This window comes from Nocardioides sp. J54 (assembly GCF_000519005.1).
Taxonomy (GTDB): Bacteria; Actinomycetota; Actinomycetes; order Propionibacteriales; family Nocardioidaceae; genus Nocardioides.
Window position 1 is genome coordinate 143,120 of record NZ_JAER01000005.1, and the last position, 21,364, is coordinate 164,483.

The following is a 21,364-nucleotide window of genomic DNA, read 5'->3' on the forward strand; positions in this document are numbered from 1 at the left end:
ACGCGCGCGTCGCGCGCCTTAGGGTGTGCTCACACCGCCGTGCACCCCCCTTCTCCTACGCCACGGTGGTCCGGAGGCTCCTACGGCGATGTCCGTCACCGCATGTCCAGCCTGTGCGTCGGCATGGCTGAAGTCCTACCCCGTGTCGCGCCGGACGGGGCGCAGCAACTTCCGCTGCCGCTCCTGCGGCCTGGTCGGCTGGTCCGAGCGCGCCGAGCTGGTGCTCCCGGACACGGTGAGCCTCGACGAGATCAGCGTCGAGGACCGCGCCGCCTGGGTCGCCCTGAAGCGCAACCACGCGGCGGAGGCCGCGCAGGCCGAGGTGCTCGACGAGCTGGCCGCCCGCCTCGACGGCGGCCCGCAGGACCGCCTCCTCTACGACATCGGCACGGGTGACGCCCAGTTCCTCGCGGTCGCGCGCGAGCGCGGCTTCCGGGTGCGCGGCAACGACCTGATGGAGGCCAACGTCGCGCTCGCGAAGCGCTCGTACGACGTCGAGGTCGACCTCGGCGACCTCTCCACCCTGGACGTGCCGGAGCAGGACGCGGTCACGATGTGGTGCGTGCTGGCCCACGTCGCCGAGCCGGAGGCGCTGCTGCAGAGCTCGTTCGACGTGCTCAAGCCGGGCGGCACGCTCTTCCTGCAGACGCCGCGTCGCTCGAAGGTCGACACCGCCGCGCTCGCGGTGACCGCCGCCGCCCGCGGCCGGATGTCGCGCTGGGTCGACCGCCGGATCGCCCCGCACCACTGGCACCTGCACACCGCCGAGAGCATGACGGCTGCCCTGCGCGCCGTCGGCTTCGTCGACGTCGAGGTCATCCCGCGGGCCCGCTACTCGCTGAACTCCGGTGCCTACCTGGCGTCGATGGGCGTCCCCGCCCGCGCCGCCGGGGCGGTCGGCCGCGCGACCGACCGGTTCATCGACCGGGGCTGGGCGCCGCGGATCGTGCTCGAGGCCTACGCCCGCAAGCCCGGGAAGCTGGCCCCGGCGGCTGCCGCGCCGGCGAGCGAGCAGCGTCCGGTCGACGGGGCCGCAGGCGACGTGACCAAGCCCGGGGGCCTGGCCGCCGCCGGCTGAACGCCCGGCAGGATGGGCGCATGCGCGCCGTCCTGCAACGTGTCACCTCGGCCTCGGTCGTCGTGGAGGGTGCCGTCGTCGGCGCCATCAGCGACCCCGGCCTGCTGGTCTACCTCGGCGTCACCCACGACGACGGGCCGGACGAGGTGGCGTGGATGGCCCGCAAGATCCGCGACCTGCGCATCCTGCGCGACGAGCGGTCGGTCGCCGAGGAGGGCGCACCGGTGCTCGTCGTCTCGCAGTTCACGCTGTACGGCGAGGCGCGCAAGGGTCGCCGCCCGTCGTGGACCGCGGCGGCCCCGGGACCGGTGAGCGAGCCGCTCTACGAGGCGGTGTGCGCCGCGCTCGAGGAGGCCGGGACGCACGTCGAGCGCGGGGTCTTCGGCGCGATGATGGAGGTCTCCTCGGTCAACGACGGCCCGTTCACCGTGCTGCTCGAGTCACCCTGACCGCTCTGGCGGCCCTGGCTGCTCTGGCGGCGCTCTCGGCTCTGGCGGCTCAGCCGCGCGCCGGGCGCAGGCGCAGCCCGAGCAGGTACATCTCGCAGCCCAGGCAGAACGCGAAGGCGGCGTTGAGGAAGGCCGCGACGATCGCGAACCCGGCGAACACCTGGCCGAGCAGCACCGCGCCGGTCGCGAAGCCGAGCGTGGCGACGACGGCGAAGACCAGCCCGACGGCCTGGGCGAACCGCGGCGGCGCCGGGTCCTCGAGCTCGGCCGGCGGCGTGAGCCGCGGGCGGACGAGCGAGCGGAAGACCAGCCCGGTCGGCGTCTTCTGCACGCCGAGGCCGGCGCCGATCGCGAAGAACACCGCCTGGATGCCGGTGAGCACGGCCGCCACGGCGGGCTGGGCGTCGGACAGCAGCAGCGCCACCGCGAAGATCACGAAGGTGACGGCGGCGGTGAACCGCGGCCCGCGGGGGTCGATGCCGGACTGCTGGCTCATCGTGACTCCTCGGTGAGGGGCAGGGCCGCGAGCACCTGCTCGCGGCGCGGTGCACCGGCGGCGCGGGTGACCTCACGGCCGGCGCGGTCGAGCACCAGGGTGGTGGGGGTACGACGGACGTCGAGCTCGCGGACCAGCGCGAGGTGCTGCTCGGCGTCGACCTCGACGTGGGCGATGCCGTCGTGCCGCTCGGCGACGTCGGCGAGCACCACGCGGGTGGTGCGGCAGGGCGCGCAGAAGGCGCTGGAGAACTGGACCAGCGTCGCCCGCTCCCCCAGCTCGGCGTGCGGGACGGAGGCGCTGAGCCGCTCCCAGGCGGAGGGCTCGTGCGGCACGTCCTCGGCGACCGCCGGCGCGGGGGCGGGTCCGGTGCCGGGCTCGCCCGCTGCGTGCGTCCGGGCGTGGCCGGCGAAGCGGCCGTCGACCCGGCGCCGGTGCAGGCCGAACCCGGCCGCGGCGACCACGGCCAGGACGAGGATGACGATCCCTGGGCTCACAGCTGTCCTCCAACGCCGACGGCGGCTCCCGGATTCCGGGAGCCGCCGCCGTCGTACGTCACAGGCCTCAGATGGCGATGAGGACCTCGGCGACCGAGCCGGTCTGCGCCTGGACGGCGCGGTCGACCGGGTCGGCCTTGGGGGCGAGGGTGCGCAGCGTCCACTTGCCGTTGCCGGCGAAGAAGCGGAAGTGCCCGGTGGCCGAGGTGGGGACCTCGGCGGTGAACTCGCCGCTGGCGTCGAGCAGGCGGACGTAGGCGCCGGAGACCGGCGTCGCGTCGTCGCCGGCACCACGCACGACCTGGCCCTGGATCACGGCCTCCTTGGTCACGTTGATGCCCTCAGTGGAGAGGCCACCGACCGTCGCGCCGCACATCAGGCGTCACCCGGCTCGTCACCGAGCGCGATCGGGACGCCGACGAGGGAGCCGTACTCGGTCCACGAACCGTCGTAGTTCTTGACGTTCTTCTTGCCGAGGATCTCCTGCAGCACGAACCAGGTCAGCGAGGAGCGCTCGCCGATGCGGCACAGGGCGATGGTGTCCTTGCCCTCGTCGAAGCCGACCTCGTCGTAGAGCGCCTTGAGCTCGTCGTCGGACTTGAAGGTGCCGTCGTCATTGCAGTTCTTGCTCCACGGCACGTTGACCGAGGTGGGGATGTGGCCCGCGCGCTGCGACTGCTCCTGCGGCAGGTGGGCCGGGGCGAGCAGGCGGCCGGCGTACTCGTCGGGGCTGCGCACGTCGACCAGGTTCTGCGAACCGATCGCGGCGACGACCTCGTCGCGGAACGCGCGGATGGAGCGGTCCTGCTCCTGCGCGGTGTAGGTGGTCGCGGCGCGCTGCGGCAGCTCGTCGGTCAGCTCGCGGCTGTCCAGCTCCCACTTCTTGCGGCCGCCGTCCATGAGCTTGACGTCCTGGTGGCCGTAGAGCTTGAAGTACCAGTAGGCGTACGCGGCGAACCAGTTGTTGTTGCCGCCGTAGAGCACGACGGTGTCGTCGTTGGAGACACCGCGCTCGGACAGGAGCGCCTCGAACTGCTCCTTGTTCACGAAGTCGCGACGGACCTGGTCCTGCAGGTCGGTGGTCCAGTCGAGCTTGATCGCGTTGCGGATGTGGCCCTTGTCGTAGGCCGAGGTGTCCTCGTCGACCTCGATGACGACCACCTTGGGGTTGTCGAGGTTGTCCTCGACCCACTGGACGGAGACGAGCGAGTTCTCGCGGCTCATGGTGTTCCTAACTGGGATTGCGCGGTTGATGGCGGTGCGGATACGAGCGGTGCTGCTGGGCAGCGCGGCGGCGCACAGGACGCAGGGGCCCGGGGCGCAGGAGCGCCGGGAGGAGACGGGGAGGTGGCAGGCAGACGCCGCCGGTTCAGAAACCCGTCAGCAGGGTCGACACAGCGCCGAGCTGACGCGGCAGTTGTCCACCGCGCGCCGCTTGGTCAGCAGCAGAGTCGTCGACATGTGGAAGAGAGTAGGCGGCTTTACCGCGCTCGCCCTAATCGAGTATCAGATGATGAGACGGGTGTCCGTGATGTGAGATCGCTCGTGGTTGGTGGGCGTGGGATCGCCGCTTCAGCGGTGATACCGGTGGTTCCTGACCGTTGCAATGGCCAGGAAGCGAGGGGAACGGTCAGGAAGTACGGGTGCCTCGATCACGGTGGTCACAGTGGTCACACGCGCCCCGGGATTCACCGCTTCGGCGGCGATTCCCGAACTTGTTGGCCGCTGCAACAGCCAACAAGTCCCAGAACCGGCCACCAGGTACACGCGTACCCAACCCAAGCGGCCACCCGCCCCCGCGGCGCTCACCGCACGGCGCAGGAGGTCGGCACGGTGGTGTTGGGGCTGCCCGGGAAGGCGCCGGGGGTGACCGACAGGCGGGCGTCGGCGGTCTGGTCGGGGCCGCTGCGCATCACGAACTCCACCGAGTGGCGCGACTGGGGCTCCAGCTCGATGCCGATCCGGACCAGGCCGCGGCCGGCGAGCCGCTCGACGACCGGGTTCGCCAGGCGCTGGCCGTCGATGGAGAGCTCCTCGACGTCGCCGCCGACCGGTGAGGTCACGTAGACGACGAGCAGCTGGTCGCCCGGTTCGACGCGCAGGCCCGGGTAGCCCTCCCCCGTGATCGCCGGGGGCAGGGAGCGGGCGTCGGGCGGGGTGTCGCTGTGGAAGTCGATCGAGCCGGAGATGACCTGCTCGTCGTCGACGCAGGAGCGGGAGATGATCCGGGCGTCGTAGCGCAGGTAGTACTGCATCTTCGTCGGGCCGCCGTCGTTGATGAAGACGCCGACCTCGGGCACGTGGCTGGCCCGGTCGGAGAACTCCCCGGCGATCATCGTGCCGGCGATCTCATCCTGCGTCTCCGACTCGAAGGCCGCCATCCGGATCCGGCCCTCCTGCACCGCGGTCACCAGGCCGCGGATCGCCTCCGCGGAGCTGCCGCGGCCGGCGGCGAAGGCGTCGAAGACCGCCTCGGCGACGGCCTGCTGGTAGTCGCTGTGGATCGAGCGGTCGTCGGTGAGGCGGTAGATCTCGTTCTCCACCGCCCAGACCACGTTGCCGGCGTCGACCGGGCGGAAGCCGGGGACGTCGACGGGGCCGGTGCCGCGCAGCAGGTACGACACGGCGACCGGGTCGATGAAGAACATGCCGTCGAGGCTGCCGCCGATCTCGCGCTCCCAGCGGGCGCGGATGATCTCGGCGGAGCGCTGGAAGTCCGGGGTCAGCGTCGCGTCAACGGCGGCGCGCCCGAGGATCCGCCCGAAGATGCGCCGCTCCTCGGCGGTCAGGCGGACGACGGGGTCGGTGTTGCGCCCGATCTCGGACATGTCGGACTGCTCGACGATGTCGACGCGCCCGTCGCGCATCCGCACCAGCGACAGCGCGCCCGGCAGGCCGCCGCCGCTGCGCAGCTCCGCGTTGTTCTGCATCACCAGCAGGTAGTGCCGGTCGCGGTCGGCGCCCATCATCCGGGGGATGATCCGCGCGGCGCGGTACGTCGACCCGAGGGTCTCGCGGGCGTCGGTGACCAGCGTGCGGAGCCGGTCGAGCTGGTTGCGCACCGGGCCGACGTAGTCGTCGGGGTCGAGCTCGGCCAGCCGGTCGGCGGCGGCGTCGAAGGCCGCCTCGCTCTCCCGGGCCGGCTCGACCATCGCGGCGATCTGCTCGACGGGGAACCGGCCGGCGTCGGGCTGGAAGGTCTCTGCGGTCACGAGGTCGGCGGCGTCGGCGATCGGGCCGAGGCCGTCCTCGCCGATGTCGTCGAGCACCTCGGCGACCGTGGCGATGCCCTCGGCGTCGTCGCCGAGCACGGGCAGCGCCTCGAGGACGGCCCAGGTCGGGCCGGAGGTGCGGTCGTGGGCGGAGCCGGCGGCGTCGCGGTACTCCGCCATCGCCTTGCGAGCGCCCTCGGCGTCGGCGCGGACCAGCGCGGCGCGCATGATCGTCGCGCTGTCGCGCACGCGCGACAGGTCGTGGTTGGCCGCCCAGACCACCCAGGCGGCCCACGCGACGGCGAGCGCGGCGACCGCGCCGACCGCTGCGAGGACGAGGACGCGGGGCTGCTCCTGCCGGAGCCGGCGCAGGCGGCGGACGAGTCGTCGCGTGGGGGTGGACCGTCGCCGCCGGCGCACCCGCTCGTCGGCGGATCCCTCGGTCACCTCGACACGCCCCCAGGGCCGTTGTGGTGGTCACTCACCGGAAGCCGCCTGCTGTTGACTAGGATCACCTCACTTGTCCGTGGCACACGGTACCGACAGCAAGGGTTGGGTCTTGGACTTCAAGCAGTTTCTGGTCGTGCTGCGGCGTCGCTGGCTGACTGTGGTGCTCCTGTTGGCGCTCGCACTCGGCGTCGCCGCGGGGATCACGTTCACCCGTACGCCGATGTACGAGTCGAAGGCACGCGTGCTGCTCACCGTCGACGTGCGCGACGCGAGCGACTCCTACTCGACCTACTTCACGGTGACCCAGCGCGCCGCGACCTACGCCAAGGTCGCGAAGAGCACCGAGCTGGCGGAGCGGATCATCGACCAGCTTGCCCTCGAGACGACGCCCGAGAAGCTGGCGGACCGGATCAGCGCCGAGGTCGTCGAGGCCACCTCGCTCATCGAGCTGAAGGTCAAGGACGAGGACCCCCGCGAGGCGCAGAAGATCGCCAGCGTCACCACGGAGCAGTACACCGACTTCATCCAGACGCTCGAGCAGCTGACCGGCGGCGAGACCACGGTCCAGCTCAAGCAGACCGACCAGCCCACGTACAACCCCGACAAGGTCAGCCCGCGCACGCTGCTGAACTTCATCATCGCAGCGCTCATCGGCCTCCTGCTCGGCGTCGGCCTCGCGGTCGCCCGCGAGCTGCTCGACCGCACCATCCGTACGGCGGACCACGTCGCCGAGCTCACCGAGTCGCCGGTCCTGGCCAGCATCGGCTTCGACGGCGACATCCGCTCGGCGCCGCTGCTCACCGACCTGGGCGGGTTCGCGGCGCGCACCGAGGCGTTCCGCCTGCTGCGCACGAACCTGCAGTTCATCGACCTCGACCACCAGCCGCGCTGCCTGGTCATCAGCAGCGCCGTGCCGGGCGAGGGCAAGACGATGACGTCGACGAACCTCGCCGTCGCGCTGGCCCAGACCGGCCGCAACACGCTGATCATCGATGCCGACCTCCGCCGCCCGCGGGTGGCGAGCACGCTCGGCCTCGACCCGGCGATCGGCCTGACGACCGCGCTGGTCGGCAAGACCGAGATCCACGACGCGATCCAGGTCCACGAGGCCAGCGGCCTGCACGTGCTGGCCAGCGGCGCGAAGCCGCCGAACCCGACCGAGATCCTGCAGTCGAAGATCACCCACGACCTGATCCGTCGCCTGCGCTCGTCGTACGACATGGTCATCATCGACGCCCCGCCGCTGCTGCCGGTCGCCGACGCGTCGGTGCTGGCGAAGCTGGCTGACGGCGTGATCGTCGTCGTGCGGCACGCCAAGACGACCAAGGACCAGGTCAACGAGGCGATCAACCGCCTCAACCAGGTCGGCGCCCGCCTGTACGGCGTGGTCGTCAACATGGTCGCCAAGCGCGCCGTCGGCTCGTACTACTACTACTACTACGAGGAGACCGCGCCGACCGGCCGCGGCAAGGCGAGCGCGTCGTCGGGCGGCCGCCGCCGCGCCTGAACGAGCGCACGAAAATCCCCTGCCCACGGCCGTGGGCGCAGCCTCGAACGGGGCCGGATGGAACGTGTTCCGGGAATCTTCACCGGAGCCGCCTCCGGCCCCGTTTCTGCTGCTATCTTCGCCCGGTGACGACGACCCCCGACGAGCTTCGTGAGCTCTACCTCGACCTGATGAAGCGCACCCTGACGGGCGCCCTGATGGAGGACAACGACTCCATCCTCGGCGGGGTCCGCACCGCAGGCTCGCCCTCGATGAAGAAGCGGCTCGCCAACGCGGCCGGCACCGCTGCGCAGAAGTTCGGCTTCGAGATCGCCTACAAGAAGCCCTACGACCCGGCGCTGCGCGAGACCGGCAGCGACTGGCCGTCGCGCTCGGAGTCGATGATCGGCCTCAAGCGGATGCAGAACATCCAGGACGCGATCGCGACCATCATCGAGGAGGACGTCCCCGGTGACCTGATCGAGACCGGCGTGTGGCGCGGCGGCGCGTGCATCTTCATGCGCGCCAACCTCAAGGCGTGGGGCGACACCAAGCGCACCGTGTGGCTCGCCGACTCCTTCCAGGGCCTGCCCGCCCCCAACGTCAAGGACTTCCCGGCCGACGCCGGCGACACCTTCTACCTGCAGACCGGCCTCTCGGTCGGCGAGGCCGCCGTCCGCCACAACTTCGAGCGCTACGGCCTGCTCGACGACCAGGTGAAGTTCCTGGTCGGCTGGTTCAAGGACACCCTGCCCACCGCCCCGGCGGAGAAGTACGCGCTGATCCGCCTCGACGGCGACCTCTACGAGTCGACCATCCAGGCCCTCGACGCGCTCTACCCGAAGCTGTCGCCGGGCGGGTTCTGCATCATCGACGACTACGGCACGCTGCCCGACCAGGCCGGCCGGGCCGTGCACGACTACCGCGAGCAGCACGGCATCACCGACGAGATCATCGACATCGACGGCAACGGCGCCTACTGGCGCAAGTCCTGACCGAAGGGACCGACGTGCCTGCCCTCCGCAGCGCCTCCCACCTCAGCAAGCGCATCCGGCAGACGCCCGGACTGTTCCGCAACTTCCCGACGGTCTTCTGGGACCTCGGCACGCAGCGGACCCGGTTCGCGCGCGACGAGATGACGCTGCGCCTGCGCAACGGCTTCCAGGTGACGATCCCGAACGCGGACGGCGCGCGCTACCCGATCTACGAGATCTTCGCCGACGACGCCTACGGGATGGCCGAGCTGACCCGTGGCCTCTCCCCCGACGCCGCGGTGCTCGACATCGGTGGGCAGGTGGGCTGCTTCGCGCTCGCGGTCGCCGACCAGCTGCCCCGCGCGACGGTGCACGTCTACGAGGCGTCGCCGACCAGTGCGTCGTACGCCGAGCGCAACGTGCGCGACAACGGCCTCGCCCAGCGGGTGACCGTGCACGCGGCGGCGCTCGCGGGTGAGGACGGCGAGTTCTCGCTGATCGACAACGGCGACGCCAGCGTGCTCAACGGCATCACCGCCCCGAACGGCACCGAGGTCGTCGTGCCGGCGGTGTCCTTCGACAACGCCGTCGCCGCGGCGCGTGCCGACGGCCGGCCGGTCGAGCTGGTGAAGATGGACGTCGAGGGCGCCGAGTACGACGTCGTGCTGCGCTCATCCCCCTCGTCGTGGTCGGACGTGAAGGCCGTGGCGCTGGAGTACCACCCCGTCCCGGGCCACTCCCTCGACGAGCTGCTCGGCTTCCTCGAGCCGCTCGGGCTCTCGCCGTACCACCAGGAGGACGGCACCGAGCCCGGACTCGGGATGATCTGGCTCCGGCGCGCGTGAGGCACCGATGAGCCGGCTGCCAAGTCAGCTCCAGCCGCTGTGGCCGCTGGTCAAGCGCGGCCACCGGGCCGGGGCCCTCGCCATCGGCGCGGTGTCCCGGCACACGACCGGTCCGCTGCGCGACGGCGTGCGCACCGGCTCGACGACGTCACGGGCCACGGTCGCGGCCGAGCCCGGATCGGCGACCCTGCACTCGCTCGGTGCAGCCGTCACCCTGGAGCGCCCGGCGCCGCCGGGCGACCCGGCCGGGCTGACCTTCCTCTCGGACCGGACGCGCACGACGATCCCCGAGCGGTTCGTCCTCGAGCTCGCCGGCGGCCGGCTGATCAGCCGCCACGGCGCCGTCGTCACCGCCGGCGGCATCCTCGACCACGAGACCAGCCACTACTTCGGCATCTCGTCGTGGCGGGAGCACCCGGTGTTCTGGAACCCGTGGCCGTCGCGGCCCGAGGTCGTCGACGGCACCGTCGCCGTCCTCTCCGCGCGCGGGACCGGCCACAACTTCTACCACTTCGTCACCGACGAGCTGCCCCGGATCGGGCTGCTGCGCGAGGCGTTCGGCGACATCGAGCCGGACGTGTGGGTCCTGGACCGGCACACCGGCTACCAGAAGCAGCTGTTGGCGATGCTCGGCATCGAGCCGGACCGCGTCGTCACCCCCGGGCCCGGCCTGCACCTGCAGGCGAAGCGGCTGCTCGTGCCGTCGCTGCCGAACGCGGTGATGGACGCCCCGCCCGAGTCGCAGGCGTGGTTGCGCGAGCACCTGCCGCCGCAGCGGACGACCGGCCTGCCGGAGAAGATCTACGTCACCCGCGGCACGACGCCCCACACCCGCCGGATGGTGCAGGAGGACGCTGTCCGCGCCGCCCTCCAGGCGCGCGGCTTCACCTGCGTCGACCCCGGCAGCCTGTCCGTGCAGGAGCAGGTCGACCACTTCGCGGCCGCTCGTGTCGTCGTCGCCCCGCACGGCGCGGCACTGACCAACCTCGCCTTCTGCCGCCCCGGCGTGCGGGTGCTGGAGATGTTCGCCCCCGGCTACACCGTCCACTGCTACTGGGCGATGACCGCCAACATCGCGGACTCGCGCTACCGCTACCTGGTCGCGCCGACGCCGGAGCGCACCGGTGACAACGAGCTGATGCAGGACATCGAGCTCTCCCCCGCCGCCGTCATGGACGCCCTCGACCAGCTGCTCGCCGCATGACCCGCACCGCACTGGTCACCGGCGTGACCGGGCAGGACGGCATCTACCTCGCCCGCCGCCTGCTCGCCGACGGGATGCGGGTGGTCGGCGTCGTCCGGCCCGGCAGTGCGACCGGTCCCCGCGTCGACGCCTACCTCGACGGTGTCGAGCTGCGCGAGGTCGACATCACCGACGGCCCCGAGCTGCGCGCGCTCGTGACTGACGTGGCGCCACAGGAGGTCTACAACCTCGCTGCGCTCAGCTCGGTGGGCCGCAGCTGGCAGGAGCCCGAGCTCACCCGTCGGGTCAACCACGACGCCGTCGTCGACCTCGTCGCCGCGGCCCACGACATCGCCGCCCGCGGCCGTGAGGTCCGCTTCTTCCAGGCCTCGTCCGCGGAGGTGGTCGGCCAGGCGGCCGACAGCCCCTACGCACGGGCCAAGGCCGACGCCGAGCGGGTCGTGGAGAAGGCGCGCAGCGAGGGCCTGCCGGCGTCGTACGCGCGGCTCTACGTGCACGAGAGCCCGGTGCGCCCGCTGGGCTTCGTCTTCCGCAAGATCACCCGCGGCGCCGCGGAGATCGCGCTGGGACGCCAGGACCAGCTGACCCTCGGCACCCTGGACGTGCGCCGCGACTGGGGCCATGCCGCCGAGTACGTCGACGCGTTCGTCCGCATGCTGCGTCGCGACGAGCCGGTGGACCTGCCGCTGGGCACCGGCGTCGACCACTCCCTCGCCGACCTGGTCGAGGTCGCCTTCGCCGCCGCCGGGGTCGACGACCCGTGGTCACGGATCGTGCAGGACCCCGCGCTGGTGCGCCCCGCGGACTCGAAGGTGCTGCGCGCCGACCCCGAGCCGGCCGCCGCCGCGATCGGCTGGCGGGCGACGACGTCGTTCGCCGACCTCGTCACCCGGATGGTCGAGGTCGACCTCGAGCGCGTGCGCACCGGGGTCGAGGAGGACGTCTCCTACCTCTGAACGGGCCACAGCCCGCCGGGACGGCCCGGAGGTTTCGAGGCTCGTCGCTGGCGCTCCTCGCACCTCAACCACCGGAGAAGGCTCGTCGCCGGCGCTCCTCGCACCTCGACCACCGGGAACAACGCTCGGGCCACCTACGCCCGGCTTGCCGCCGCGCGAACCCAGCCACCTACCGGAGACAACCGCGTGCGCTCGCGCCGATTACGCCGTCAGGCCACCGTCGACGACGAGGACCTGGCCGGTCATGAACCGGTTCTCCGGGGCGACGAGGAAGGACACCACGCGGGCGACGTCCTCGGCATCGCCGAGCCGGCCCAGCGGCGTACGGCGCTCGATCTGCTTGAGCTGGTCCGCGTCGAGGCCGTGGCTCATCTCGGTGCGCAGGTAGCCGGGGGCCACGCTGTTGACCGTGATGCCGCGCGAGCCGAGCTCGCGCGCCAGGGAGCGGGTCATGCCGTCGAGGGCGGCCTTGGTGGCGCTGTAGACGGACAGGCCGCGGTAGCCGGACAGGCCGACGACCGAGGAGATGTTGACGATCGCGCCGCTGCGCCGGGCCAGCATGGTGCGGCTGGCGGCCCGGGTGACGTAGAGCGTGCCCTTGATGTTGAGGTCGACGACGCGGTCGATCATGCCGTCGTCGGTGAGCGCGATCATGCCCTCGCCGGCGACGCCCGCGTTGTTGACGAGGACGTCGATACGACCCCAGCGGGCGACCGTGTCCTTGACGTAGCGGGTGGCGTCGGCCTCGACGGAGACGTCGGCGGTCTGGAAGTGGAAGCGGTCGGGGTGCTCCTTCTCCCACAGCTCGACCTGGTCGGTGCGGGAGCGGGAGCAGGTGGCGACCGCGTAGCCCTGCGCGAGCAGGTCCTCCACGATCCCCGCACCCAGGCCGCGGCTGCCGCCGGTGACCAGGGCGACGCGCGCCTCGATGGGAGCGGTCATGCGGCGTTGTAGAAGGCGAGGACCTCGCCGACGGTCTCGGGGAGGGTGTCACCGGTGGAGAACGGGTCCGACCCGAACTCGTCCTCGAGCACGGCCGAGAGCTCGGCAGCCTCGAGCGAGTCGAGCTCCAGCCCGCCGCCGTACAGGCTGAGGTCGTCGGTCAGCTCCCCGAACTCCTTGTTGGCTCGCTGGAGGAACTCCACGATGACGGCCCGGGCACGATCCACGGTCACTACTGATCCTTTCGACACTGCACGACAACCACAACACGCTCGGTCTGGCGGTTCTCCCACCCCAACGGTCGGGGGCGGGTCAGGTCACGAGGCCTGTCCGCACTCCGGTCAGGCGGGCTTGGTGGCCCGCAGGATGCCGTACCCGAGGGTGCGGTCGTTCCAGAACGCCTCGAGCACGTGGGTGGAGCGGACGTACTCGTCGAGGCCGTCGGCGCCGATCAGCCGGGTGATCTCGTCGGCGTGCTCCTCGCAGTTGGCCCGCCAGGCGGCGAAGGTCGGCAGCGTCTCGTCGCTGATGTCGGTCAGGTCGTCGACCTCCATGCCGACCTCGGTGAGCATCGCGGCGTAGTCGTCGAGCGGCAGCATGTGCGCGTCGCCGTAGACCGAGCGCAGCAGCGCGAACTCGTCGCGACGCTCGCGGACCTCGAGGAAGGGGATCTCGCGGCGGCGGATGATGTCGCACAGCACGAACCGGCCGCCGGGGACGAGGACCCGCGCGGACTCCGACAGCAGGCCCTTGCGGTCACGCATGAGGTGGGAGGACTCCAGGGCCCAGACCACGTCGAAGGAGGCGTCGGGCAGGCCGTTGGCCGTGCCGTCGCGCTGCTCGAAGCGGGCGGTGGCCAGCCCGCGGGACGCGGCGAGCTCGGTCGCGGCCGCCACGCCGGTGCCGCTCGTCGTGATGCCGAGGACCTCGGCGCCGTGCTCGGAGGCGAGCTGGCAGGACTGGTGCCCGGTGCCGCAGCCGACGTCGAGCACCCGGGCGCCCGGCGTGATGCCGGCCCGCTGCAGCATCTGCTCGGTGAGCGCGGCGGTCGCGTCGACGAGCGGGATGCCGCTGGGGACGAAGTAGCCGTAGTGGAACTCCGAGCCCAGGATCAACCGCCACGCCTCGTGGACGCGGTCGTAGTGGACATCCGGCTCGTGGCTCGGCGCGGCCTCGGTCGTTCCCATGCTGGTCCCTTCTTCGTCCAATAGACTCCCCCGCCCGGCATCCAACCACTTCTCGAGGACTTCCATGACGCGTGTCCTTGCATTGCTCCTGATCTTCCTGCCGCAACGGCTCAAGCACGTCGTTGCGCGACGCCTCCTCGGCTGGGAGATCCACCCCACGGCGTACATCGGGCGCAGCCTGGTGATGGTGCCGCGGGTGACCATGGAGGAGGGCGCCCAGATCGGGCACCTCAACGTGATCCGCGACTTCGACGAGCTGCGCATGGCGAAGGGCGCGAGCATCGCGAGCCGCAACTGGATCGTCGGCGTGCCGTCGTCGTCCGGGATCTACTCCGACCCGCGGCGCGACCCGTCGCTGGTGATGGGCGAGTACGCCGTGATCACCACTGCGCACGACCTCGACGTCACCGACCGGATCGAGCTGGGCAAGCAGGCGGCGATCGCGGGCTTCCGCTCGGCGATCCTGACCCACAACCTCAACCTGGTCACCGACCGGTTCGGGAGCAGCAAGGTGACCCTCGGCGACTACGGCGTGCTGATGTCGGGCTGCACGCTGCAGAGCGGCACGAACGTGCCGGCGCGCTCGATCGTGTCCGCCGGCTCGGTGGTGGCCACCAAGCTGAACGCCGAGCTGACCCTCTACCGCGGCAACCCGGCGGAGCCGGTGCGCGAGCTGCCGGAGCGGCTGAAGTTCTTCCACCGCGAGGGCCGCCAGGCGCAGATCGAGGCCGAGGTCAGGCGCTGGATGGAGAAGTCCTGAGCGTCGAACCTGCGGACGGCCGGAAAAGTCCGGCGACCTCGCGCTAGGGTCACCGCCCATGAAGCGCGCGCTGATCACCGGCATCACCGGGCAGGACGGTTCCTACCTGGCCGAGCTCCTCCTCGAGAAGGGCTACGAGGTGCACGGCCTGGTCCGGCGCCACTCCACGCTCAACCGGTCGCGGATCGACCACCTGGGCGGCACACCCGACCTGCACCTGCACTACGGCGACCTCACCGACGGCGTGAGCCTGGTGAACCTGGTGCGCGACATCGAGCCGCACGAGGTCTACAACCTCGGCGCGCAGAGCCACGTGAAGGTGTCCTTCGAGCTCCCCGAGTACACCGCGAACACCGACGCGGTCGGCACGCTGCGCCTGCTCGAGGCGATCCGGGCGTCCGGGATCGACTGCCGGTTCTACCAGGCGTCCACGTCGGAGATGTTCGGCGCCACCCCGCCGCCGCAGGACGAGCGCACGGTGTTCTACCCGCGCTCGCCGTACGGCGCCGCCAAGCTCTACTCGCACTGGGTGACGGTGAACTACCGCGAGGCCTACGACCTCTTCGCCGTCTCCGGCATCCTCTTCAACCACGAGTCGCCGCGCCGTGGCGAGTCGTTCGTGACCCGCAAGATCACCCTCGGCGTCGCGTCGATCAAGCTCGGCATCACCGACCACCTCACCCTGGGCAACCTCGACGCGGTCCGCGACTGGGGCTACGCCAAGGAGTACGTCGAGGGCATGTGGCGGATGCTGCAGCACGACGAGCCGCAGGACTACGTGCTCGCCACCGGCATCGGCACGACCGTGCGGGAGTTCTGCGAGTACGCCTTCAGCCACGCCGGCCTCAACTGGGAGGACCACGTCCGCTACGACCAGTCCTACGAGCGCCCGACCGAGGTCGACGCGCTCATCGGCGACGCGTCCAAGGCACGCGAGGTGCTCGGCTGGAAGCCCAGCACCGACGCCAAGGGCCTGGCCGAGCTGATGGTCGACGCCGACATCGACCAGCTCGGCCGGCTGGTCGCCCACAAGCGGGAGGGCTGAGCCCGCGGCGCGGGCTGCTGCGATGAAGATCCTCATCGACGCGATGGCCGCCGAGTTCGGCGGCATCCGGACCCTCGTCGACGCGGTGCTGGCGCAGTGGCACGACGTCTACCCCGACGACGAGCTCCACGTCGCCGTGCCCGCCGACTCCTCGATCGGCGCGGGCACGCCGCACACGCTGCACAAGCTCCCCGTGCCGCGCCCGTACGTCGTCGGGCGGCCGTGGGCGCAGACCACGCGGATGCGCTCGCTCGCGCGACGCCTGCGCCCGGACGCGGTGCTGGCCACCGCCCCGACGACCTCGGTCCTCTCGCTGGGCCCCGGGCGGCTCGCGACGATCATCCTCGACCTGCGCCACGAGCTGCGGCCCGAGCAGTTCAGCCGCGGCCGGCGGCTGATCCGCGCGGTCTCCTACGGCCGGACCTACCAGATGGCCGACGCCTTCGTCGCGATCTCGCAGCGCAGCCTCGACGACCTGCACCGCCTGCACCCGTCGACCGCCCGCAAGCCCGCGGTGGTCGCCCACCTCGGCGCCGACCACGTGCGCGACTGGCCCGCGCCGGACCGCACCGGCCCGGCGGTGTCCTTCGCGCACCACACGAACAAGAACCCCGACCTGCTGCTCGACGCCTGGGCCGACCTCGTCGCCCGCGGCGCGGACGCACCCCCGTTGCTCGTGCTCGGCGTCGGCAACGCCCGCAGGCCCGCCCTGCAGGCGGCGATCGAGGAGCGCGGCATCGCCCACGTCGTGGAGCTGGCGCCCTTCCTGCCGGACGACGAGTTCCAGCAGGTAATCGCCTCCGCCCGGATGGTGGTCTTCCCGAGCGACTTCGAGGGCTTCGGCCTGCCGACCGTCGAGGGGATGGCGCTCGGCAAGCCCGTGGTCATCGGCCCCGAGCCCGCCTGCCTCGAGGTCGCCGGCGGCCACGCGACCGTGATGGCCGACTGGACCCCCGCCGCGCTCGCCGAGGCCGTGCTGCGGGCCGGGTCGATGGACGAGGCGGAGCTGGCCGCTGCCCGGGAGTGGGCGGAGACGTTCACGTGGGAGCGCACCATCCGTCGTACCCGGGGTGCGCTGGAGGGGTAGGGGCGCTCGGCCCGGGCCTGGCGGGGTCGGGAATCACCTCTCCAGAGGTGATTCCTGCGCTTCCTGACCGTTGCAACGGTCAGGAAGTGCCAGGAGCGGTCAGGAAGTCCGCGCTGCACGAGGCGCGACGCGGACGGTCACACCTGTCCCATGCGTCGCAAGAATCACCGCTTCCGTGGTGATTCCCGACCCGGTCGACCACGGCAAGGGCCACCACCCCGGGAACCGGCCAGCAGGTACGACGCCCGGCCGGCCCGCGACCAGGCGGCTCAGGCCGGCTCGTAGCCCAGCAGCTCGACCAGGCCGGGGGCGACCTCCTCGATCGCCTTGTGGTGCTCGGGCTTGAACACGTCCTGGTAGCGCGAGGCGCGGCTGCGGTAGTGCGACTCGCTGTCCGGGCTGCGCTGGGCGAGGTCCTTGGCGCGCAGCGCGTCCTTGGACGTGTCGCGCAGCAGGGTGGCCAGGTCGGCCTCGGACAGCTCGATGCCGCAGTGCTCGAGCATCGCCCGCACGACGGCCTCGGAGTCGCGGGCGACGTCCTCGAGGCGGAAGCGGGCGACGTCCGGGTCGTCGGCGCCGACCCAGGAGGCCATGGCGGCGAAGTGGCCGCCACACAGCGAGATGATCCTCAGCAGCGCCTCGTCCATCGACATCTGCTTTAGCTCCAGGCGCAGCCGCTCGGCCTCCTCGAGGTGGGTGGGCCGGTGCGTCTCGACGGCCGACCAGTAGCCGGACACGACGACGTTGCGCGGGTCGCGGCCCAGGTAGACCACCTTGTGCGGGTGGCGCTTCGGCAGCGCGAGGTAGTCCTGGTAGGTGCCGTAGAAGCCGGGCACGTAGGTGCCCGCCGGGAAGCCGTTGCGCGGCGGGGTGAGCTCGTAGTCGAGCTGCGGCAGGGTCAGCAGGCCGGTCTGCGCGCGCACGACCGGGTGGTCGAAGAGCGCCTTGATCCACTGGCTGCCGGCCTTCTGCGGGCCAGCGGCGATGATCGTGCCGGGGTCCGGGACCGCGTCGCGCGCAGTCAGCACGCGACCGCGTCCGCGGGCGGCGAGGTGCACCGCGCGCTTGACGGCCGTGCGGGCCGGCGGCCAGTTGACGGTACGTGCGGCCCACTCGCGTGGGTCGAGGGAGGTCGACATGGGTTGTGCTTCCTTCTCGTCACCGGGACACCGGCCGACACCGTAGCCCTTTGGCCGCCCGCTCGTAGAGTAAAGCGGGAACCGTGGTCGCAGCCGCAGCCGCGGCAGCCCAGCCGCAGCCCGCCGCGGGCACCGCGCGGCCACCATTCCGACCGCGAGGGGACACGTTGCACGACGGCGCCGGTCGACGGTTGAGCCTCATCACCATCGACCAGATCATCTCCGGAGCCTCGAACGTCATCGTCGCGCTGCTCTCGGCCCACCTGCTCGGCGTGGAGGCCTTCGGCTACTTCGGCCTGCTGATCATCATCTTGTCGGTCGGGCTGGGCGTGACGCGCTCGCTCGTCGGCGACCCGGTGATGGTCCACCCCGACGACGCCCGCGAGCGGCCGGGGGCGCCGATCGGCGCCGCCCTGATCGTGGGTACGGCGATGGGCGTGGCGTTCGCGGTCGTCGCGCTCGTGCTCTTCGTGACCGACCTGCCGCTCGCCGCGGAATCGCTGGTCGTCGCGATCGGCATCCCCGCCCTGCTGCTGCACGACCTGGGCCGCTACCTCGGCTTCGCGACGCAGCGGCCGTCGTACTCGCTGGTCCTCGACACCGTCTGGCTGGTGCTGATCGCGGTGGCCATGACGACCCTCGTGCTGCTCGACGAGGTGACCCTGCTGTGGTTCGTGGTCGCCTGGGTCGGCACCGGTGCCACCGCGGCGACGCTGGTCTTCGTCCAGCACGGGCCGCCCGCACGTGGCGGCCTGGCCTGGCTGCGTGAGCGCTGGCCGTACTCGTGGCGCTTCCTGATGTCGTTCACCGCGCTCCAGGGCGCCGCCGCCGGGTTCTCCGTCATCGTCGCGGCGGTCGCCGGTGCGCGCGCCCTCGGTGCCGTGCGCGGCGCGCTGCTGCTGATCCGCCCCTACGTCACCTTCCAGACCGCGGCCGTCGCCGCCGGCGTCGCGGAGGTGGCCAACGCCGGCAAGGACGGTCCGCCGTCGGGCACCCTGCGGCGCACGACGCTCATCGCCACCGCGATCGGCGCGGTCAACGGCGCCCTGCTGCTGGTCGTGCCGGACTCGGTCGGCCGGATCATCCTCAGCGACACGTGGGAGGCGACCGAGCCGCTGCTCGTGCCGGCCTGCGTCCAGATCCTCTGCCTCGGCCTCATCGTCGGCCCGCGGGCCCACCTCACCGGCATGCGCCGGATCAGCACCGTGGTGCGCCTCGACATCACCGCGACCTTCGGCATCGTCGCGCTCGGTGTCGTCGGCGTGTTCGTCGACGGCGCCGTCGGCGCCTACTGGGGCACGGCCGCCGGGCAGGCCGTCGCCGCCGTCGCCTGGTGGATCGCGGTCAGCGCGGTCCGCGGCCCGGCCGGAGACCCTGAGGGCACCGGTGGCACCACGGGGGACGGAGGCACCAGCGGAGCCGAGGACACCGGCCCGGCCGGCGCCACGGCCGGGGGCCCGCCCGGCAGCGAGAACCGTTCGCCTGCGTGACCCGTCAGCCTCCTTTACGTTGGTAGGAGCGCGGACGCACACCCCCACGACGGCGTCCTCGATCCCGAAAGGGTGAGCGAACTTGCTCATGTACTTCCTGCGCTGGCTCAAGCACGCTCTGCTGCGCGGCCACGACGCCGTGGTCGGCTCCAACCTCGCCGTGGTGAACCGGCTCAGGCGCGCCGGCCGCCTCGAGATCGGCGCGCACTGCTACAGCCTGCCGATCATCAAGTACTACGAGCACGAGGACAGCAAGCTCGTCGTGGGCAAGTACAGCCCGCTGTCGGAGACCGCGATCGTCATGCTCGGCGGCGAGCACCCCAGCGACACGGTCAGCCAGTTCCCGTTCCGGATCCACTTCCGGATGCCCGGCGCGGGCCAGGACGGCAACCCGGTGCCCTCGACGGACACCGTGATCGGCTCCGACGTCCTCGTCTACCAGCGCGCCTTCATCCGCGGCGGCGTGACGATCGGCCACGGCGCGATCGTGGCGTCGAACGCCGTGGTGACCAAGGACGTCCCGCCGTACGCCATCGTCGGCGGCAACCCCGCACGGGTCATCCGCTACCGATACACCGAGGAGCAGATCGCCGAGCTCCTCGACATCGCGTGGTGGGACTGGTCCGACGAGGAGGTCAAGGAGGCCGTCCCGTTGCTGACCGGCAAGGACGTCGACGCCTTCATCGCGTGGGCCCGTGAGCGCCACCCGCGCACGACGCCCGCGCCGCTCGAGTCGGCTGCCCCCGGCACGGCGGCGAGGTAGGTCCTGATGAGCACGACCTACGTCACCATCCTCGCGACGAACTACCTCCCCAAGGCGCTGGCGCTCGCCGACAGCCTCCAGGAGCACGAGGGCGCCGAGCTCACCGTGCTGCTCATCGACGCCGAGCACGCCGAGGACCACGACCTGCCGGACATCCCCGGCGTGCGCATCGTCGGCACCGACTTCCTCGGCCTCGACCGCCGCCAGGTGCTGGCGCTGGCCACTTACTACGACCTCGTCGAGTTCGCCACCGCGATCAAGCCGCTCGTCTTCAAGCGTCTCCTCGAGGAGAGCGAGCACGTCTTCTACCTCGACCCGGACACCTTCGCCGTGTCCGCGATGCCCGAGCTCCTCCCCGAGCTGCAGGCCAGCGAGGGCGGCATCCTGCTGACGCCGCACTTCCTGCACCCGCTGCCGCCGGACGCCCCGGTCAGCGAGGGGCACCTGCTGACCGTCGGTGTCTTCAACCTCGGCTTCGGCGGCTTCGACCGTCGCGCGGTCGAGGCGCTCGACTGGTGGTGGGCCCGCCTGGAGTGGGAGTGCCTGTTCGACTACCTCAGCGCCCTCTTCGTCGACCAGAAGTGGATGGACGTCGGCGCCGACCTGTTCCGCGCCCGCAGCTTCCGCCACCACGGCTACAACGTCGGCGTGGTCAACCTGCACGAGCGGCCGCTGGCGCTCGACGCGGACGGGTTCGCGATCGCCGGCACCGGTGAGCCACTGCGCCTCTTCCACTTCCACGCCTTCGACACCAGCCGGCCCGAGGAGCTCTCGACCCGGTTCGACATGTCGACGGCGCACATGCGCACCGAGAGCGCGGCGGTCGACGCGCTGTGCAAGGAGTACGCCGCCGCGGTCAGCAAGTGGGAGGCGTTCCTCCCGCCGGCCCCGGCCTACCGCTACCACCACGACACCACCGGTCGCCGCATCCCACGACAGCTGCGCCGCGCCTGGCGCGCCGAGGCACGCGCCGGGGGCACGCCTCCCCTGCCGTTCCTCCCCGAGGAGGCCGAGGCGTGGGAGCGGTGGCGCCGCCGCGCGTGGAAGGCCGTTGCCCGCGAGCTGTCCGGCGACGCCGCCAAGAGCGCCCGGATGTCCATGCCCGAGGAGTTCGGGCGGCTGAAGGAGCGCTTCCCCGGCCTCGTCGGCAAGGTCCGCTCGAAGGTGGTCGGGCGCGGAGGAATGTGGGGCTGAGACCCCCGACGCCGTCGCCCGGCACGTGACCAGACGGCGTTCCACTCGTTGGCAAGGACATCGCGGGGGCGTTGGGCGATGTTCGAGACAGACTTGTTTTTCCTGAGGAG

23 protein-coding genes are annotated in these 21,364 nt (G+C 71.7%); 13 read left to right on the forward strand and 10 right to left on the reverse strand.

From position 1 onward, the window contains the following. Positions 1–142 precede the first annotated feature (142 nt). On the forward strand, positions 143–1,078 hold the full coding sequence (locus tag NOCJ54_RS0105460) for a class I SAM-dependent methyltransferase (RefSeq protein WP_028654690.1): 936 nt from the start codon (positions 143–145) through the stop codon (positions 1,076–1,078). A gap of 20 nt (positions 1,079–1,098) precedes the next feature. Beyond that, positions 1,099–1,527, forward strand: coding sequence for a D-aminoacyl-tRNA deacylase (gene dtd / locus NOCJ54_RS0105465; protein WP_028654691.1), 429 nt, complete (start codon positions 1,099–1,101; stop codon positions 1,525–1,527). A gap of 49 nt (positions 1,528–1,576) precedes the next feature. Here dtd and NOCJ54_RS0105470 read toward each other — a convergent pair whose 3' ends face one another. From NOCJ54_RS0105470 to NOCJ54_RS0105495, 6 genes are all read right to left on the reverse strand, one after another. Then, positions 1,577–2,023 carry a DUF4395 domain-containing protein gene (locus NOCJ54_RS0105470; protein ID WP_028654692.1) on the reverse strand — a complete coding sequence of 149 codons (447 nt, stop codon included), beginning with the start codon at positions 2,021–2,023 and terminating at the stop codon, positions 1,577–1,579. Continuing rightward, positions 2,020–2,520: a TlpA family protein disulfide reductase gene (locus tag NOCJ54_RS24005; protein ID WP_028654693.1), complete on the reverse strand. Its 501-nt coding sequence runs from the start codon at positions 2,518–2,520 to the stop codon at positions 2,020–2,022. The genes NOCJ54_RS0105470 and NOCJ54_RS24005 overlap by 4 nt, the downstream gene beginning before the upstream one ends. Positions 2,521–2,587: 67 nt before the next feature. Continuing rightward, a complete protein-coding gene (locus NOCJ54_RS0105480; RefSeq protein WP_028654694.1) occupies positions 2,588–2,896 on the reverse strand; it encodes a DUF1416 domain-containing protein in 309 nt (102 codons plus the stop codon). Then, positions 2,896–3,744 carry a sulfurtransferase gene (locus NOCJ54_RS0105485; RefSeq protein ID WP_028654695.1) on the reverse strand — a complete coding sequence of 283 codons (849 nt, stop codon included), beginning with the start codon at positions 3,742–3,744 and terminating at the stop codon, positions 2,896–2,898. Before NOCJ54_RS0105485 ends, NOCJ54_RS0105480 begins: the two co-directional genes overlap by 1 nt. A 156-nt stretch (positions 3,745–3,900) precedes the next feature. Then, positions 3,901–3,981: a putative leader peptide gene (locus NOCJ54_RS30670; protein WP_372449664.1), complete on the reverse strand. Its 81-nt coding sequence runs from the start codon at positions 3,979–3,981 to the stop codon at positions 3,901–3,903. A 344-nt stretch (positions 3,982–4,325) separates the two neighbouring features. Next, on the reverse strand, positions 4,326–6,179 hold the full coding sequence (locus NOCJ54_RS0105495; RefSeq protein WP_028654697.1) for a DUF4012 domain-containing protein: 1,854 nt from the start codon (positions 6,177–6,179) through the stop codon (positions 4,326–4,328). Between the two features lie 112 nt (positions 6,180–6,291). On the opposite strand from NOCJ54_RS0105495, the gene NOCJ54_RS24010 reads away from it, so the two are divergent. The 5 genes from NOCJ54_RS24010 to NOCJ54_RS0105520 all read left to right on the forward strand — a co-directional run bounded on the left by NOCJ54_RS24010 (position 6,292) and on the right by NOCJ54_RS0105520 (position 11,647). Then, entirely contained in the window at positions 6,292–7,689 is a 1,398-nt protein-coding gene (locus NOCJ54_RS24010) for a polysaccharide biosynthesis tyrosine autokinase (protein WP_051485497.1), read from the forward strand. A 125-nt stretch (positions 7,690–7,814) separates the two neighbouring features. After that, positions 7,815–8,663 (forward strand): TylF/MycF family methyltransferase, encoded by an 849-nt coding sequence (locus tag NOCJ54_RS0105505; RefSeq protein WP_028654698.1) that lies wholly within the window; start codon positions 7,815–7,817, stop codon positions 8,661–8,663. Positions 8,664–8,677: 14 nt separating this feature from the next. Continuing rightward, positions 8,678–9,487: an FkbM family methyltransferase gene (locus NOCJ54_RS0105510; protein WP_028654699.1), complete on the forward strand. Its 810-nt coding sequence runs from the start codon at positions 8,678–8,680 to the stop codon at positions 9,485–9,487. 7 nt (positions 9,488–9,494) lie between these two features. After that, positions 9,495–10,691, forward strand: coding sequence for a glycosyltransferase family 61 protein (locus NOCJ54_RS0105515; RefSeq protein ID WP_028654700.1), 1,197 nt, complete (start codon positions 9,495–9,497; stop codon positions 10,689–10,691). Then, positions 10,688–11,647 carry a GDP-mannose 4,6-dehydratase gene (locus NOCJ54_RS0105520; protein WP_028654701.1) on the forward strand — a complete coding sequence of 320 codons (960 nt, stop codon included), beginning with the start codon at positions 10,688–10,690 and terminating at the stop codon, positions 11,645–11,647. The genes NOCJ54_RS0105515 and NOCJ54_RS0105520 overlap by 4 nt, the downstream gene beginning before the upstream one ends. 201 nt (positions 11,648–11,848) lie before the next feature. Here the strand turns inward: NOCJ54_RS0105520 and NOCJ54_RS0105525 are convergent, their stop codons facing one another. The 3 genes from NOCJ54_RS0105525 to NOCJ54_RS28050 all read right to left on the reverse strand — a co-directional run bounded on the left by NOCJ54_RS0105525 (position 11,849) and on the right by NOCJ54_RS28050 (position 13,776). Continuing rightward, positions 11,849–12,589, reverse strand: coding sequence for an SDR family NAD(P)-dependent oxidoreductase (locus tag NOCJ54_RS0105525; protein ID WP_028654702.1), 741 nt, complete (start codon positions 12,587–12,589; stop codon positions 11,849–11,851). Continuing rightward, complete coding sequence (locus NOCJ54_RS0105530; protein WP_028654703.1) at positions 12,586–12,822, reverse strand: acyl carrier protein; 237 nt, start codon at positions 12,820–12,822, stop codon at positions 12,586–12,588. The genes NOCJ54_RS0105525 and NOCJ54_RS0105530 overlap by 4 nt, the downstream gene beginning before the upstream one ends. Positions 12,823–12,930: 108 nt before the next feature. After that, positions 12,931–13,776: a methyltransferase domain-containing protein gene (locus tag NOCJ54_RS28050; RefSeq protein WP_051485498.1), complete on the reverse strand. Its 846-nt coding sequence runs from the start codon at positions 13,774–13,776 to the stop codon at positions 12,931–12,933. A gap of 64 nt (positions 13,777–13,840) precedes the next feature. On the opposite strand from NOCJ54_RS28050, the gene NOCJ54_RS0105540 reads away from it, so the two are divergent. From NOCJ54_RS0105540 to NOCJ54_RS0105550, 3 genes are read left to right on the forward strand one after another with little or no spacing between them, the layout of a single operon-like run. Beyond that, positions 13,841–14,536, forward strand: a complete 696-nt coding sequence (locus NOCJ54_RS0105540) for an acyltransferase (protein WP_198020123.1) — start codon at positions 13,841–13,843, stop codon at positions 14,534–14,536. A 58-nt stretch (positions 14,537–14,594) separates the two neighbouring features. Beyond that, positions 14,595–15,581, forward strand: coding sequence for a GDP-mannose 4,6-dehydratase (gmd, locus tag NOCJ54_RS0105545; protein ID WP_028654705.1), 987 nt, complete (start codon positions 14,595–14,597; stop codon positions 15,579–15,581). 22 nt (positions 15,582–15,603) lie between these two features. Next, on the forward strand, positions 15,604–16,668 hold the full coding sequence (locus NOCJ54_RS0105550) for a glycosyltransferase (protein WP_028654706.1): 1,065 nt from the start codon (positions 15,604–15,606) through the stop codon (positions 16,666–16,668). 269 nt (positions 16,669–16,937) lie between these two features. On the opposite strand, the gene NOCJ54_RS0105555 is transcribed toward NOCJ54_RS0105550, so the two are convergent. Further along, positions 16,938–17,807, reverse strand: a complete 870-nt coding sequence (locus NOCJ54_RS0105555) for a sulfotransferase domain-containing protein (protein WP_028654707.1) — start codon at positions 17,805–17,807, stop codon at positions 16,938–16,940. Positions 17,808–17,998: 191 nt separating this feature from the next. Between NOCJ54_RS0105555 and NOCJ54_RS0105560 the strand changes: the two genes are divergently transcribed. The 3 genes from NOCJ54_RS0105560 to NOCJ54_RS0105570 all read left to right on the forward strand — a co-directional run bounded on the left by NOCJ54_RS0105560 (position 17,999) and on the right by NOCJ54_RS0105570 (position 21,254). Next, a complete protein-coding gene (locus NOCJ54_RS0105560; RefSeq protein ID WP_028654708.1) occupies positions 17,999–19,297 on the forward strand; it encodes a hypothetical protein in 1,299 nt (432 codons plus the stop codon). Between the two features lie 88 nt (positions 19,298–19,385). After that, the gene (locus NOCJ54_RS30470; protein ID WP_051485499.1) at positions 19,386–20,060 is read left to right on the forward strand and encodes a CatB-related O-acetyltransferase; all 675 of its coding nucleotides are present in this window, start codon (positions 19,386–19,388) and stop codon (positions 20,058–20,060) included. A gap of 6 nt (positions 20,061–20,066) precedes the next feature. Continuing rightward, complete coding sequence (locus NOCJ54_RS0105570) at positions 20,067–21,254, forward strand: hypothetical protein (RefSeq protein WP_028654709.1); 1,188 nt, start codon at positions 20,067–20,069, stop codon at positions 21,252–21,254. The last annotated feature ends 110 nt before the right edge of the window (positions 21,255–21,364 follow it).

Bases quoted from the DNA above. Each gene is read 5' to 3' on its own strand.
- dtd (WP_028654691.1), top strand. From the start codon at position 1,099: ATGCGCGCCGTCCTGCAACGTGTCACCTCGGCCTCGGTCGTCGTGGAG.
- NOCJ54_RS0105470 (WP_028654692.1), bottom strand. From the start codon at position 2,023: ATGAGCCAGCAGTCCGGCATCGACCCCCGCGGGCCGCGGTTCACCGCC.
- NOCJ54_RS0105480 (WP_028654694.1), bottom strand. From the start codon at position 2,896: ATGTGCGGCGCGACGGTCGGTGGCCTCTCCACTGAGGGCATCAACGTG.
- NOCJ54_RS0105485 (WP_028654695.1), bottom strand. From the start codon at position 3,744: ATGAGCCGCGAGAACTCGCTCGTCTCCGTCCAGTGGGTCGAGGACAAC.
- NOCJ54_RS30670 (WP_372449664.1), bottom strand. From the start codon at position 3,981: ATGTCGACGACTCTGCTGCTGACCAAGCGGCGCGCGGTGGACAACTGC.
- NOCJ54_RS0105515 (WP_028654700.1), top strand. From the start codon at position 9,495: ATGAGCCGGCTGCCAAGTCAGCTCCAGCCGCTGTGGCCGCTGGTCAAG.
- NOCJ54_RS0105520 (WP_028654701.1), top strand. From the start codon at position 10,688: ATGACCCGCACCGCACTGGTCACCGGCGTGACCGGGCAGGACGGCATC.
- NOCJ54_RS0105525 (WP_028654702.1), bottom strand. From the start codon at position 12,589: ATGACCGCTCCCATCGAGGCGCGCGTCGCCCTGGTCACCGGCGGCAGC.
- NOCJ54_RS28050 (WP_051485498.1), bottom strand. From the start codon at position 13,776: ATGGGAACGACCGAGGCCGCGCCGAGCCACGAGCCGGATGTCCACTAC.
- NOCJ54_RS0105540 (WP_198020123.1), top strand. From the start codon at position 13,841: ATGACGCGTGTCCTTGCATTGCTCCTGATCTTCCTGCCGCAACGGCTC.
- gmd (WP_028654705.1), top strand. From the start codon at position 14,595: ATGAAGCGCGCGCTGATCACCGGCATCACCGGGCAGGACGGTTCCTAC.
- NOCJ54_RS0105550 (WP_028654706.1), top strand. From the start codon at position 15,604: ATGAAGATCCTCATCGACGCGATGGCCGCCGAGTTCGGCGGCATCCGG.
- NOCJ54_RS0105555 (WP_028654707.1), bottom strand. From the start codon at position 17,807: ATGTCGACCTCCCTCGACCCACGCGAGTGGGCCGCACGTACCGTCAAC.
- NOCJ54_RS30470 (WP_051485499.1), top strand. From the start codon at position 19,386: ATGTACTTCCTGCGCTGGCTCAAGCACGCTCTGCTGCGCGGCCACGAC.
- NOCJ54_RS0105570 (WP_028654709.1), top strand. From the start codon at position 20,067: ATGAGCACGACCTACGTCACCATCCTCGCGACGAACTACCTCCCCAAG.